This is a genomic window from Methylobacterium sp. B1, assembly GCF_000333255.1.
Lineage (GTDB): Bacteria > Pseudomonadota > Alphaproteobacteria > Rhizobiales > Beijerinckiaceae > Methylobacterium > Methylobacterium fujisawaense.
Window position 1 is genome coordinate 1 of sequence record NZ_BACT01000529.1, and the last position, 12,981, is coordinate 12,981.

12 protein-coding genes and 1 pseudogene are annotated in these 12,981 nt (G+C 68.6%); 6 read left to right on the forward strand and 7 right to left on the reverse strand.

The window, feature by feature from the left end; translation table 11 throughout:
• Positions 1-141 precede the first annotated feature (141 nt).
• Positions 142-1,599, forward strand: a pseudogene (locus I53_RS15495) (helicase HerA domain-containing protein); the annotation flags it as partial.
• Positions 1,600-1,756: 157 nt separating this feature from the next.
• On the opposite strand, the gene I53_RS31355 reads toward I53_RS15495, so the two are convergent.
• Positions 1,757-2,185, reverse strand: coding sequence for a flagellar assembly protein FliX (locus tag I53_RS31355; RefSeq protein ID WP_043760456.1), 429 nt, complete (start codon positions 2,183-2,185; stop codon positions 1,757-1,759).
• 242 nt (positions 2,186-2,427) lie between these two features.
• Between I53_RS31355 and I53_RS15500 the strand changes: the two genes are divergently transcribed.
• Genes I53_RS15500 through I53_RS15510 form a run of 3 tightly spaced genes read left to right on the forward strand, consistent with a single transcriptional unit; the run spans position 2,428 to position 4,406 of the window.
• Positions 2,428-3,564 carry a flagellar basal body P-ring protein FlgI gene (locus I53_RS15500; protein ID WP_043352227.1) on the forward strand — a complete coding sequence of 379 codons (1,137 nt, stop codon included), beginning with the start codon at positions 2,428-2,430 and terminating at the stop codon, positions 3,562-3,564.
• Positions 3,565-3,589: 25 nt separating this feature from the next.
• Positions 3,590-3,946 carry a rod-binding protein gene (locus I53_RS15505; RefSeq protein ID WP_043352229.1) on the forward strand — a complete coding sequence of 119 codons (357 nt, stop codon included), beginning with the start codon at positions 3,590-3,592 and terminating at the stop codon, positions 3,944-3,946.
• Positions 3,933-4,406, forward strand: coding sequence for a hypothetical protein (locus I53_RS15510; protein WP_043352231.1), 474 nt, complete (start codon positions 3,933-3,935; stop codon positions 4,404-4,406). The genes I53_RS15505 and I53_RS15510 overlap by 14 nt, the downstream gene beginning before the upstream one ends.
• An 8-nt stretch (positions 4,407-4,414) precedes the next feature.
• Here the strand turns inward: I53_RS15510 and I53_RS15515 are convergent, their stop codons facing one another.
• From I53_RS15515 to I53_RS15535, 5 genes are all read right to left on the reverse strand, one after another.
• A complete protein-coding gene (locus I53_RS15515) occupies positions 4,415-4,750 on the reverse strand; it encodes a hypothetical protein (RefSeq protein ID WP_043352233.1) in 336 nt (111 codons plus the stop codon).
• Between the two features lies 1 nt (position 4,751).
• On the reverse strand, positions 4,752-5,012 hold the full coding sequence (locus I53_RS15520) for a hypothetical protein (protein WP_043352235.1): 261 nt from the start codon (positions 5,010-5,012) through the stop codon (positions 4,752-4,754).
• A gap of 151 nt (positions 5,013-5,163) precedes the next feature.
• Complete coding sequence (locus I53_RS15525) at positions 5,164-6,759, reverse strand: flagellin (protein ID WP_043352237.1); 1,596 nt, start codon at positions 6,757-6,759, stop codon at positions 5,164-5,166.
• A gap of 2 nt (positions 6,760-6,761) precedes the next feature.
• Positions 6,762-8,618 carry a flagellar hook-associated protein FlgK gene (gene flgK, locus I53_RS15530; RefSeq protein ID WP_043352238.1) on the reverse strand — a complete coding sequence of 619 codons (1,857 nt, stop codon included), beginning with the start codon at positions 8,616-8,618 and terminating at the stop codon, positions 6,762-6,764.
• A 34-nt stretch (positions 8,619-8,652) separates the two neighbouring features.
• Positions 8,653-9,915 (reverse strand): flagellar hook protein FlgE, encoded by a 1,263-nt coding sequence (locus I53_RS15535; RefSeq protein WP_043352240.1) that lies wholly within the window; start codon positions 9,913-9,915, stop codon positions 8,653-8,655.
• A gap of 298 nt (positions 9,916-10,213) precedes the next feature.
• Here I53_RS15535 and I53_RS15540 point away from each other — a divergent pair, with 298 nt between their 5' ends.
• The gene (locus I53_RS15540) at positions 10,214-10,681 is read left to right on the forward strand and encodes a BLUF domain-containing protein (RefSeq protein WP_043352241.1); all 468 of its coding nucleotides are present in this window, start codon (positions 10,214-10,216) and stop codon (positions 10,679-10,681) included.
• Positions 10,682-10,690: 9 nt separating this feature from the next.
• Positions 10,691-11,149, forward strand: a complete 459-nt coding sequence (locus I53_RS15545; protein WP_043352244.1) for a response regulator — start codon at positions 10,691-10,693, stop codon at positions 11,147-11,149.
• Between the two features lie 134 nt (positions 11,150-11,283).
• Here I53_RS15545 and I53_RS15550 read toward each other — a convergent pair whose 3' ends face one another.
• Complete coding sequence (locus tag I53_RS15550; RefSeq protein ID WP_043352245.1) at positions 11,284-12,897, reverse strand: peptide chain release factor 3; 1,614 nt, start codon at positions 12,895-12,897, stop codon at positions 11,284-11,286.
• Positions 12,898-12,981 lie beyond the last annotated feature (84 nt).

Sequence of the window (12,981 nt, forward strand, 5' to 3'; positions counted from 1 at the left end):
GGGTTCGTTCTGGGAGGCCGGTGGCCGTACAGGGCCGCGGCGTCCGGGTCCAGGCCGGGCGCGGCACGGCTGGTATGGCGGGAAGCGTGGACAGCGCGACGGCGGCGCACCCGGATCCGTCGGGCCGTGCTATGAGGCCTTATGCGTTCCGACATCGATCTCGGCCTGACCGGCGAGCGCCCCGCGCTCCTCGACCTCACCGAACTGCTCGCCACGCGGCTTCTGGTCCAGGGCAATTCGGGGTCCGGCAAATCGCATTTGCTGCGGCGGCTGCTGGAGCAGAGCGCCGGCCTCGTGCAGCAGGCGATCATCGACCCCGAAGGCGATTTCGCCAGCCTCGCCGACCGCTACGGTCACGTGGTGGTCGAGGCGGACGGCGACGACGTCGCCCTGCAGCGCATCGCTGCCCGGGTGCGGACCCACCGGGTCTCGGTGGTGCTGTCGTTGGAAAATCTCGACGCCGACGGGCAGATGCGGGCCGCTGCGGCCTTCCTGGGCGGCCTGTTCGATGCCGACCGCGACCATTGGTACCCGATGCTGGTGGCCGTCGACGAGGCGCAGCTCTTCGCCCCAGCGGCGGCCGGCGAGGTCTCGGACGAGGCCCGGCGCCTCTCGCTCGGCGCGATGACCAACCTCATGTGCCGCGGCCGCAAGCGCGGCCTCGCCGGCATCATTGCGACGCAGCGCCTCGCCAAGCTCGCCAAGAACGTCGCGGCCGAGGCCTCGAACTTCCTGATGGGCCGGACCTTCCTCGACATCGACATGGCCCGCGCCGCCGACCTGCTCGGCCTGGAGCGCCGGCAGGCCGAGACGTTCCGCGATCTACCGCGCGGGCATTTCGTGGCCCTCGGCCCGGCCCTGTCGCGGCGCCCGCTGACCATCGCGGTCGGACCGACCCAGACCGTGAGCCGGAGTTCCTCGCCGGTCCTCGTCCCCCTCCCCGACGCCCTGGAAGACGCCCGCGCGCTGATCCTCACGGCAAGCCCGGAGGAGATCGTGGCGCCGTTGGCGCCACGCCCGAAGCCGCGCCCCACTCCGGCGCCGGACGTGCTCGTCCAGCTCGCCAATTACCGGCCGCCGGTGCCCGCCGAGGAGCCGGAGGAGGAGCCCATGGACCCGGAGGCTCGCGAGGCGGCCCTCGCCGAGGTTCTGGCCTCCGTGCTGGCGGATGCCGACGCCGCCGCCTGCACGCCCGCGACGCTCTATCAGGACTTCACCGTCCGCTGCCGCATCCGCCGCCTACGGGGCGACACGATGGGCCTGCCCGAGTTCAAGCGGCGACTCGCCGTGGCGCGGGCCGAGGCCGGGGGCGCGGTGGCGGACAATTCCGGCTGGGAGCAGGCCCAGGCGATCGCGGCGAGCCTGCCGGACGATCTCGCCGGCCTGTTCCTGGTGGTCGCCCGGGCCGCCATCGAGGGTGCCCCCTGCCCGACCGACACCATGCTGGCCGAGGCCTACGGCACCAGTTCGGGCGGCCGGGCGCGGCGGATGCTGGCCTATCTCGAGGAGCGCGGCGCCATCGTCACCCGCAAGGACCTGCGCGGCGCGCCGATCATCGCGGTGCCGGATCTCGGCGTCGAGACCGGACCGGGCGAGCCGCAGATGCTGCCCGGCGGGACCGAAGCGGCGGGTGGTTTAGCCGGGGCGGGCTCGCGTCCGAACGCACGGCTATCGCGCGCGCCGCGACGGGGCGAAGCGGCGCGCGGTGCCGCCGGACGGTGTGCCTCTGCTCGCGCCGACCGTCGCGGACGCCCGGTCAGACGCCCCGGGCCATCTCCAGCTTGGCGAGTTCCACCGCGGCCCGCAGCTCGATCTCGGCCATCAGGCCGTCCAGCCGCGGATCTCCCGACAGGCCCGCACGCTCGTTCAGCCGGCCGGCGATGGCGCGCAGCTCCTGCGGTGCGACGCGGCCACCGAGAAGCGCCGCCTTCAGTCGGTCGAGACCATCGAGAAGGTCGTGGCCGCGCTGGGCCGAGCGCCGCCGCCGCTCCTGGGGTGTATCGGCCTCGGACTGGAGAAGCAGGACCGCGTCCAGCCCGGCCAGCGTCGCGGCGGCTGCCGGCGCACCGGCCCCCGTCCCGGGAGCCGGGGCCGCACCGAGGCTGAAGCCGGCGCCCCCCTCGGGCTTCCGGGGGGCCGCGACGCCGCCGGCACTCTGGATCGGCTGGCGAGTCTCGACACGCATGATCCGGTTCGCGTTGCTCCAAGCGCCCCCGCGCAGAACCCGAAACTCGGCCGCCAGGGTTAAGCGCGGGTAAACGAGGCGGCAGAAGCTGCCGGGTCGGCAGGTTCGGTCCCGGTGCGCCGGAACGCGCCGCCGGGGACCCGGAGCGAAAAATACCATTCCTTCAAAGCCTTGCCGCACCGGCTCGACTGGCACGGCCCTGGCAGGATGGCGGCAGGTCCGTTCTTGGTCGAAAATCCGGCATGCGCCCGCGTCACGCGTTCTGTCCCCTCCGGTTTCTGCTCGGTGTCGTCGCGGGCGCCCTGCTGCTCGCCGCCCTGCCCGGGCCGGCGCTGGCCCTGTCGCGCGTCAAGGACCTCGCCTCCATCGAGGGCGTCCGCCAAAATCAGCTCGTCGGCTACGGGATCGTGGTCGGCCTCAACGGCACCGGCGACACGCTCAACAACATCCCGTTCACCAAGCAGTCGCTGCAGGCGATGCTGGAGCGCCTCGGCGTCAACACCCGCGGCGCCACGATGCGGACGCAGAACCTCGCCGCCGTGATGGTGACGGCGAGCCTGCCGCCCTTCGCCGCGCAGGGCACGCGGATCGACGTGACGGTCTCGTCTCTGGGCGACGCCAAGTCCCTCCAGGGCGGCACCCTGCTGGTGACGCCGCTCCTCGGCGCCGACGGCGAGGTCTACGCCCTGGCGCAGGGATCGGTGGCGATCGCGGGATTCTCGGCCGAGGGCGATGCCGCCAAGATCACCCGGGGCGTTCCGACGAACGGCAGGATCTCCAACGGCGCCAATATCGAGCGCGAGATCGCCTTCAAGCTGAACGACGCACGCGCGCTGCGGCTCTCCCTGCGCAATCCCGACTTCACGACCTCGAAGCGGATCGCCGCCGCGATCAACGATTTCATGGGCGCCGACACCGCCGAGCCCACCGATCCGGCAACCGTCACGATCCAGATCCCGACCCGCTACAACGGCAACATGATCCGGCTGATCACCGAGGTGGAGCAGTTGAAGGTCGAGCCGGACCAGACCGCCCGGGTCGTCGTCGACGAGCGCTCCGGCATCATCGTCATGGGCCGGGACGTGCGCGTCTCCACGGTGGCGATCGCGCAGGGCAATCTCACCGTGACCATCACGGAACAGCCGCAGGTGAGCCAGCCGGCGCCGCTGTCCAATGGCCGCACCGTGGTGGTGCCGCGCACCGGCGTGAAGGTCGATACCGGCGACGGCAACAAGCTCGCCCTGGTCAAGGAGGGTGTCAGCCTGCGCGAGCTGGTCGACGGCCTCAACGCGCTGGGTGTCGGCCCGCGGGATCTGATCTCGATCCTGCAGGCGATCAAGGCCGCCGGCGCGCTTCAGGCCGACATCGAGCTGATGTGATCAACCGGACCTGGAGGGTCGAACCATGCTGCAACTCGCCAGTCTCGCGGCCAATGCCGCCGGCATCGGGACCTCGGTCGCCGGGAGCGCCGTCGACGGGGTCATCAAGTCGGCCAGCAAGGCCAAGGCTTGGAAGACCGCCACCGAGTTCGAATCGATGTTCTTGGAGAACAGCCTGGATCGGCTGACCCAATCGGACGGCACCGAGGGACCGCTGGGCGAGAACGGCACCGGCGGCGGTGTCTATCGCTCGATGCTGACCAAGGAATACGCGACCCAGATCGTGAAGAGCGGCGGCGTCGGCATCGCCGATTCGATTTTCCGTGAGATCATGAAGATGCAGGGTGCGGCGAGCGAGGGAGCGACCAATGCAAAGGGCTGAACCGCTGCGCGTCGCGGACCGGGTCACCGCCGAGGCCCTGGTGGCCGGCGTGCTCGGCAACATGGCCGCCCTGGAGGCCGTGCTCGCCGAGGAGGCTGCCTTCGTCCGGGAGGGCCGCCTGCAGGAGGGCGTCGCCGCGGCCGAGCCGAAGGCCGCGCTGGCCGCCGCCTACATGCAGGGCCTCGAGGTCGCGAAGGCGAACGCCGTCGCGCTGAAGCGCTTCCATCCCGACGGGGTCGAGGCCCTGCGCACGGCCCATCGCCGTTTCACCGCGGCCGTGGAGGCCAACCAGACGGTGCTCGCCAGCGCCAAGACCGTATCGGAAGGGCTGATCAAGACCCTGGCGGAGGAGATCGGCCGGGCTCAGCTGCCGTCCGGCTACGGCCGGCAGATTCCGGCCCCCTCCCCGTACGGCCGCGGTGTGCGCAGCGGACCGCTGGTCCTCTCGCGCAACCTCTGAGCCGCGTCTCAACGGCGGCCGGTGCCGATTCGAAGGTAGGTCCGCACCTCGCCGAGATCCGTGTCCGCGCGGTTGTCGATCGCGAGGCGGCCGGCGACGGCCGGCGCCGCCGCCACGCCATGCCCCGCGCCCAGATCCGCTCCCGCCGTGACGCGGCCCGAGATGCGGATGCAGCCGCCGCTCCCCGGCAGGCGCACGAAGCCCGGCCCCTTGGAGGGGCACGGCACAGGACCGGGCGTCTTGGGCAGGTCCCGGAGATCGAGGGCGGCGGCCGTCCCGGCGCCGGACAGGCCCGCCGCCATGAGAGCCGCCATAACCGCCAGCATGCGGAGCCGGCCGCGCATCTCAGGCGGCCTGGCGCGCGAGATTCCGGTGAAGCTGGTCGATGTACTGCTCGACCTCGCCGATGAACGGATCGAGATCCGGCTCGTGGATGCGCAGACGGGCGAGGTCGCGCAACAGGATGTCGAGGGCGATGGCGCGCTCGCCGGGATGGGCATAGCCCGCAAGATACGCGTCGACGGCCTGTTCCACCATCCCGATCGCGCCGATCCGCGGCGCGATCCCGAGGCGAAGGACGAGTTCGATGGGTCCGGGCAGCGACATGCCGACCTCTCCTCGATCGAATCACGGCGCGTGGGCGCGTCCGCACGCCGCGGTTCAATCCCGGAAAACGGCAAGACTATGGTCGCTCGGGCCGATCGTGGATCTTTCGGATACCGGCCGCGCTCGGTCGGGGACCAATCTCCGTGAACGATCAGCTGATGTAGTTCACCAGTGACAGCTTGGAGAGCGTCGAGGTTACCTGATAGCTGGCCTGGAGCCGGTTCTGCACGTCGAGCAGCTTGGTGATCACCTCCTCGGGGGAGGCCTGCTCGATTCCGTCCAGGGTGTTCTGGACGGTGTTCTGGGTGGCCTTGTTGGTCGTACTGGCGTTCGAGAGGCGCGCCGACGCGATGGTCAGTTGCGTGACCGTGTCCTGGACGCTGGGGGTCTGGCTGGCGGAAGCCAGCAGCCCGCCGGCCTTGGTCGCGACGGCCTGATAGGTGTTGTAGGTGCTGGCATCGTTCGTGGTCGGCAGGGCGTAGGCCATGGTCGCCAAGCCCGCCAGCACGTTCTGGATCTCGGGCGTGTTGGCCCGCGCTCCCGTGCCGACGGTGCCGGTCGCGCTGACCTGGACCGACTGGGTATCGATCGCAGAGGTCGGCTCCGGCGGCGTCTTGGACGTGTCGTAGGTGTTCTCGCCCTGGTACCAGAGCACCGTCGTGTTCGGGTCGGGGCTTGCATATCCGACCGGGTTGGTTCCGGAATAGACGACCCGCTGGGGGATCACGCCGTTTCCGCCCGGCCCCCCGTTCACGGACCCGCTGAAGAACTGCGTCGCCGCGTCGGCTGTAGCCTTCACCGCCAGCGTGCTGCTCGCCGCGCCCGTCAGCGCCTTCGTGAGGGTATCGGAGAGGTTCTTCATCGTTTCGGCGGAGTTGGCGCCGATCGCGAAGGTGGAGTTCGAGCCCGCAACCACGCTGGTCGCTGCGGTCAGCGTGATGGTCGTGGACGTCCCCTCGGGTGTCACCAGCGAGAAGCTGATGCTGTCGCCGGGGGCCGGCTGAGCGCTCGCGCTCGTCAGATTGACGGTCAGGGTCGCCGGGACCGTGCTCGAGACGGAGGCGGTCAGAGCCCCCGTGGCCGTCGCGGTGCTGCCGAGGGTGAAGCCGAAATTGCCGCGCGTCCCGGGGTTCGATTCCTCCGTGACCTGGATCGGGATCGCCGTCGACGCGCTCTGCGTCAGCCGGCCGTTCCCCTGGGTGCCCAGCTGTGCGCTGACCCGCTCGTTGATGACATCCGTGAGGCCGTCGAGCGTTTGGCCGGTCGAGTCGGTCGATCCGTTGAGGATCGTGTTCGCATCGAGCACCGGCTGGGTCTCGGTGTTGGTCCCACCGAACAGGTAATTGCCCGCCGCCGACTGATTGAGCGTGTCGAGCACCGTCTGGAGGTTGGCCAGCGCCGTCGCGCGGCCGGACACGGAGTTCGCCGCCACGCTCTGCAGGCCGTTCTGCAAGGTCGACGCGGTGCTCGTCCCGATACTCGCCACCTGTGACAGGCTCGTCACCGCCAGGTTGGTCCGGGTCTGGGCCGCGGTGATGCCGCTGGCATAGCCGTTGAGGGCGCTCAAGGTGGCCTGAGCCGCCAGCGCTGTGGAGCGACCGGAGCCGAGCCCGCCATAGGTCTGCGAGACCTGACCGCTGGAGAGCTGGTTCGACAGGTCGTTGAGCTGGTTCTTCAGCGTCAGGAGCTGCGAGGCGTTGCGATTCGTGATGTACGAGCCGGCCGCGAAGGGGGTGATCGTCGTCATGATCAGATCTGCAGCAGCTGGTTGAGCATGTCGCGGGCCGCCGTCAGCACCCGGGCGTTGGCGCCGTAGGCGGTCTGCAAAGCGATCAGATTCGACATCTCCTGGTCGATATTGACGCCCGCCCCGGCGGAGAACCGGCTTTGGGCGGTGGAGAGCGCCGTCTGCTGGGTGTCGTCGATCGCCGACGCGTTCGCGGAGGCCGCCCCCTGGGTCGAGACGATGTCCTGCGCGAAGCCGATCACGGTGGCATTGTAGGGCGCCGAGACACCGCCGATGCCACTGGACGACGAGAAGGTCTGCTGGGTGGAGGTCAGCGCCGAGAACAGCTTCTGGGCGCGTGACCCGGAGGCGCTGGGATCGGTGGCGCTCGTCTGGGTGAGCGCCGCCGTGTTTCCGGACAGGGCGGCATTGACCGTGATGCGCTGGGCGAATCCGGTGAGCTGCGAGCCATTGTCGAGCGAGCCGGTGTAGAGCTTGTTGGGCGTACCGTCGACGAACAGGGCGAGCGACGGGTTGCCCGAGGTCAGGTCACTGACCGACGACATCGGGGTGATGTTGGCCGTCGCCGACGTCACCGTGTCGGAACTCCCGGCCGCCGGCCCGATCACCAGAGCGGCGCCGGTCCCCGAAGCCGCAACTTTGGCGGAGAGACCGAGATTCCCGAGGGCCGTGTTGATCGCGCCGGCGTAGTCCGATCCGCTGCTCGGAATCTTGAACGTCTGGACGAGGGCCGTAGAATCCTTGGTCTGGCTCGCGGGGACTGACGTGGCGTCATCGTTGGACGCGACCAGGATGACGTTGCGCACCGTGCCGTTCACCGTCACCGGGAAGGTCAGGGTGTTGCCCGGCTGGATGCCGGTCAGGTCGATGGACGTCTGCGTGCCGTTGGACGTGCCGGTGACGGTCTTGTCGCTGAGCGCGCTGGCCAGGCCGGCCGCGAGGTCGTCCAGCTGACGTTGCGCCTGCGGCAGGGTCTGGTCGCGCAGTTCGATCCCGGCGGCCAAGCTCCCGGAGCGCAGCACGCCGGGGGCGCCGAGATCGATCTTGCCGCCGCCCGGCAGCGTGGCCGTGATGGTGCCGACCGTGCGCTGCGTCGGATCGGTGGAATAGGCGGAATTGGCGTCGAGGATCCCGCGTCCGTCGAAGCTGAGCGTCGCCGCGTTTCCGTGATCCACCAGTGTGACCCCCGACCGGGTCATCACCGAGACCGTTCCGTCCCTCTGATCGGACGTCTGGACATCCATGTAACTGGACAGGCTGTTGATCGCCTGGTCGCGCTGGTCCTGAAGGGCGGTCAGCGTGGTGCTGTCGGTGTTGTTCTGAATCTTGCCGTTCAGGGTCGCGATGTTGGCCAGCAGCGTGCTGGCGGCGCTCGTATCGCTGCCCAGTTGCGATTCGATGCCGGTACGCAGGTTCTGAACCGTGCCGGCGGAACTGTTGATCAGGCTCGCGAGCGCGGAGGCGTTGCCCAGCACCGTCGTGCGGGCGGCCGCCGAGGTCGGATTCGCCGCGAGTTCCTGAAGCGACTGCGTGAAGGTGTTCAGCGTGCCGTCGAGGGAGGTCGAACTGCCCGGCGTCCCGTAGAGGGCATCGAGCTGGGTGGCGATGCCGGCCTTGGTGCTGGTGTAGGCAGCCCCCGATGTCTCCAGCCGCAGCTGGTTCAGGGCCGCAGCGTCGAAGCTGCGGGTGATCGTCCCGACGGCGACACCCGAATTGTTGGTGCCGGTGGCGACCGTCGAGACCGTCCGCTTGACGTAGCCCGCAGTCCCCGCATTGGCGACGTTCTGCGAGACGATGTTGATGGCCGCCTGCGTGGCGGCCAAACCCGCGGTCGCGGTCGAAATCGCGTTCAGCGACATATCACGGCCTCCGCGTCGCGAGCCCCGGCCTCAATCAGCGAATCACGTTCAGCAGGTCAGACATCATCGTCTGCGCCGTCGACATGACCCGCGTGTTCGCAGAGTACGCCTGCTGGGTTACGATCATCTTAGAAAATTCGCTGGCAATGTCGGTATTGGATTGCTCGATGCTGGCACCATTGATCGTGCTGCCGTTGAGACCGGTGAGCGGCGGCCCGGAATCGGCCGTCTGCAGATAATTCCCCTTCCCGTCGGCCTTCAGCCCGTCGGGATCGGCGAATTGCGAGATGCCCACGGTCGCGACGGGAATCACCGAACCGTTCGAGAATGTGCCGTTGATCTTGCCGTCCTCACCCACGGCGACGCTCATCAGGGTGCCGGCACTGTTGCCGCTCTGGCTTAGCGCCTTGGTGGTCACGGCACCGCTGGCATCCGCGTATTGGGTCAGGCCGCCGCTGATATCCAGGCTGAGCGACGAGAAGGTATAGTCGCCGATCTGCACGCCGGTCAGCGGTACCGGCGTGGTGGAGGCCGGGCTCGTGAGCTTACCGGTTGAGTCGAACGTGAAGGCCGGCCCGGTCTGCGTCCAAGACGGCGTGTCGGTGGTGCTGCTGTTGTAGTACAAGTCCCACGACGAGGGCGAGGTGCCGGCCGTCGTCGTCTGAACCCAGCGCATGCTGATCGTCACCGGTGCCCCGGTCGTGGTGTAGCCCGTGATCGATGGACCGGCGATGCTGTTGGGTGGCTGAGCCGAGGCGCTCACCGTGGGCGTGGCCGGCAGGTTGGCCGAATACGTGATCGTCTTCGTCTCTTGCGCCGGAAGAGTCAGGTTGCCGATGTTGACGGGGCCCGTGCTGGTGACCTGACCGGTCGTGGGATCGAGGTTGGTCCCGGTCAGGTACCCACCCGCGCCGTTGACCAGATAACCGTCCTTGTCCTGCGAGAAGTCGCCGCGACGCGTGTAGACATTCGCGCCGCTGAAGGTTGGCGAATTGTTCGCGTCACCGGTCTTCTGCACCACGGTGAAGAAACCGGTGCCGCTGATCGACATGTTGGTCGGTACGCTGGACGAGACCACGTTGCCGGCAATCGTGTTCGTCAGCTGCGACTGGGCCAGGACGGATCCGGCGACCTCGCGTTTCGGCGTCGTCTCGGCCATCAGATCGACGAAGCTGGTGTCGATGCGCTTGTAGCCGGTCGTCTGCGAGTTCGCGATGTTCCCGGAGATGTTGCTGATGGCATAGGACTGCGCCTGGAGACCGGAGACCGAGGTCTGCAGGGCGGAAAAAAGATCCATGGCGAACGATCCCAATACGCGCCGCTCTGGCCCGCAGGCTCGATGCGCCGCAACCGGCATGCCAGGGCTAAGTCTTTGATATTTCGGAGCCGCGGCGTTCCGAACCCGGCAGGGTTCGCCGGGCGCGGCGGCGGTCCCGGCAGATCCTGCCGGGTGGGGTCCACGCCCGGTCAGACGCGATCGGGCCGCGTTTACGCGGTGTTATTCCACACGCGCGAAGATACGGCCGGGCCAGGGCCACGCGCGGTGCGTCCTGACCGGAAGCGTCGAACGGATACGGATTTCGGATCTCGGGATCATGCGGGCGAAACGGACGAGCCTCGTCCACATCATCTACTTCTCACGCCTGAACCTGTCGTCCGAACCGGCGAAGAGGTCCGAGCAGATCAATGAAATCGGCCGGACCGCCCAGAAGAAGAACGAGTTTGCGGTGATCACAAGCTTCCTGGTCATCGAGGGAAATTTCGCCTGCCAGGTGATCGAAGGCGAGCGCTCGTCGGTGCACGAGACCTTCGACCGGGTGAGCGCGGACAGCCGCCACCGGGATGTCCAGATCAGCGAGTGGCGCGAGATCGCCAAGCGCGAGTTCGTCCACTCGTTCAAGAGCGCGCAGCGTACCGCCGGCAACGACACGCTGTTTGCGAAGGCCAACCTTCTGCCGATGCTCCAGCGCGGCACGCCGAAGGCATCCGCGATCCACGGGCTTTGCCTGTCGCTCCAATCCGACGCGATGTCCCGTCAGGGCATCGACCATCTTTTCATCTGAGCCGCGCCGATGTCCGAGAGCGATACGCCCCCGATCCTCATCGTCGACGATCAGGAGAAGCTTCTCCGGCTGATCGTGATGCTGATGACACGCATCGGCTTCCCGGATGTCGAGGGCGTCACCAGCGCGACGGAGGCCCTGGAGCGGATGCGGCAGCGCCGCTACGCTCTGGTGATCTCCGACCTCGATATGGAGCCGATGGACGGGCTCAGCCTGCTGCGCGAGATCCGGGCCGACGACGCGCTGATGAACACGCCCTTCATGCTCACCGAATCGTCCTTCGACTTCGAGGACATCAACCTCGCCCACCAGGCGGGCGCGGACGCCTTCATCCTCAAGCCGTTCGACATGGCGGTGTTGAAGTCGAAGCTGAAGCAGGTGCTCAACCGCAAGCCGCGCAAACGCGAAATGCCGATCGCCTCGGAGTCGAGTCTGAGCGTCGAATTCCCGATGCTCGGCAAGTTCTGACGCGGCCCTGGCGTCGCGGGGGCGGCACAGCGGTCCGGGCAGCGCCGCCGCGATGAGCGTTGCGCCGCCGGATTGTCACGCCGCGCGCGCGACGACGCGCGGCGCCCGCCGTCGGAGCGGGGCTCCGGACCGGCTCACACCGCCCGCTTCTGATAGTCCTTCACATCGGTGAAGCGCACCGCCGGGTAGCGCTCCTCTTCGTAGCGCAGCGAGAACGCCGTGGTCGCCATGAAGACCGGGGCCCCGTCGAGGTCCTTGGCCATGGCCGAGCCGTGCGAATCGACGAACTTGTCGAGTTCCGTCTCCGAGTCGGACGACACCCAGCGGCAGACCGAGAACCGCGAGGTCTCGTAATCCACCGGCAGGCCGTACTCGGCCTGGAGCCGTTCCTTGAGCACGTCGAGCTGGAGCGCGCCGACCACGCCGACGATCGCCTGGCTGCCGTCCTGCGGCACGAAGACCTGGACGACGCCTTCCTCGCCCATCTGCTGCAGCGCCTCGCGGAGCTTCTTGGCCTTCATGGCGTCGGTGAGCTTGATCCGGCGCAGGATCTCGGGCGCGAAGCTCGGCACGCCGCGGAACACGAGGTCCTCGCCCTCGGTGAGCGTGTCGCCGATCCGCAGCGTGCCGTGGTTCGGGATGCCGACCACGTCGCCGGCATAGGCCTCGTCGGCGATGGCCCGGTCCTGGGCGAAGAAGAATTGCGGCGCCGAGAGCGAGATCGGCTTGCCGGTGCGCACCAGCCGGGCCTTCATGCCCCGGTTGAGCTTGCCCGAGCAGACCCGCATGAAGGCGATCCGGTCCCGGTGGTTCGGGTCCATGTTTGCCTGGATCTTGAACACGAAGCCGGTCATCCGCGGCTCGGTCGGCTCGACGAGGCGCTTGTCGGCGTCCTGGCCGCGGGGCGGCGGGGCCACCTTGGCGAGACCGTCGATGAGGTCGCGCACGCCGAAATTGCGCAGCGCCGAGCCGAAGAACACCGGCGTCAGGTGTCCCTCGCGGAACGCGTCGAGGTCGAAGGGCTTCAGGCCGCCCTCGGCCAGCTCCACCTCCTCGCGCCACGCGTCCGCCGCGCCGTCCTCGGTGAGCAGCTCGTCGAACAGCGGGTCGTCCGGGCCGGACACCGCCACCATCCCGGCATCCTCGGCGGCGTCGAGCCGGCGCACGCGGTTGCCGCCGAGTTCGTAAGTTCCCGAGAAGTTGCGCCCGGTGCCGATCGGCCACGTCACCGGGGCGACGTCCAGCGCCAGCGTCTTCTCGATCTCGTCGAGCAGCTCGAACGGGTCCCGGGCCTCGCGGTCGAGCTTGTTGATGAAGGTGACGATCGGGATGTCGCGGAGGCGGCAGACCTCGAACAGCTTGCGGGTGCGCGCCTCGATGCCCTTCGCCGCATCGATCACCATGACGGCCGAATCGACCGCCGTGAGCGTCCGGTAGGTGTCCTCCGAGAAGTCCTCGTGGCCGGGCGTATCGAGGAGGTTGAAGACGCAATCGCCGTACTCGAAGGTCATCACCGAGGTGACCACCGAGATGCCGCGCTCCTTCTCGATCCCCATCCAGTCGGACCGGGTCGAGACCCGGTTGCGCTTGGCCTTGACCTCGCCGGCGAGCTGGATCGCGCCCCCGAACAGGAGCAGCTTCTCGGTGAGCGTGGTCTTGCCCGCGTCCGGGTGGGAGATGATCGCGAAGGTGCGCCGCCGCGACACCGGATCGGCCGGCCTCGCCTCGGTCTTGGTCTGCATCAGCATGGAGCGAACGCTCTGGATCGGCGGAACGTGGTGGTGCGCGGCGCGGCATTCGCGCGGTCTCGGGATCGTGTAGCGGCAGCCCCG

What these genes read in the sequence shown, in the direction of transcription:
- I53_RS31355 (WP_043760456.1), bottom strand. Translation starts at nt 2,185, where the DNA reads ATGCGTGTCGAGACTCGCCAGCCGATCCAGAGTGCCGGCGGCGTCGCG.
- I53_RS15500 (WP_043352227.1), top strand. Translation starts at nt 2,428, where the DNA reads ATGCGCCCGCGTCACGCGTTCTGTCCCCTCCGGTTTCTGCTCGGTGTC.
- I53_RS15505 (WP_043352229.1), top strand. Translation starts at nt 3,590, where the DNA reads ATGCTGCAACTCGCCAGTCTCGCGGCCAATGCCGCCGGCATCGGGACC.
- I53_RS15510 (WP_043352231.1), top strand. Translation starts at nt 3,933, where the DNA reads ATGCAAAGGGCTGAACCGCTGCGCGTCGCGGACCGGGTCACCGCCGAG.
- I53_RS15515 (WP_043352233.1), bottom strand. Translation starts at nt 4,750, where the DNA reads ATGCGCGGCCGGCTCCGCATGCTGGCGGTTATGGCGGCTCTCATGGCG.
- I53_RS15520 (WP_043352235.1), bottom strand. Translation starts at nt 5,012, where the DNA reads ATGTCGCTGCCCGGACCCATCGAACTCGTCCTTCGCCTCGGGATCGCG.
- I53_RS15525 (WP_043352237.1), bottom strand. Translation starts at nt 6,759, where the DNA reads ATGACGACGATCACCCCCTTCGCGGCCGGCTCGTACATCACGAATCGC.
- flgK (WP_043352238.1), bottom strand. Translation starts at nt 8,618, where the DNA reads ATGTCGCTGAACGCGATTTCGACCGCGACCGCGGGTTTGGCCGCCACG.
- I53_RS15535 (WP_043352240.1), bottom strand. Translation starts at nt 9,915, where the DNA reads ATGGATCTTTTTTCCGCCCTGCAGACCTCGGTCTCCGGTCTCCAGGCG.
- I53_RS15540 (WP_043352241.1), top strand. Translation starts at nt 10,214, where the DNA reads ATGCGGGCGAAACGGACGAGCCTCGTCCACATCATCTACTTCTCACGC.
- I53_RS15545 (WP_043352244.1), top strand. Translation starts at nt 10,691, where the DNA reads ATGTCCGAGAGCGATACGCCCCCGATCCTCATCGTCGACGATCAGGAG.
- I53_RS15550 (WP_043352245.1), bottom strand. Translation starts at nt 12,897, where the DNA reads ATGCTGATGCAGACCAAGACCGAGGCGAGGCCGGCCGATCCGGTGTCG.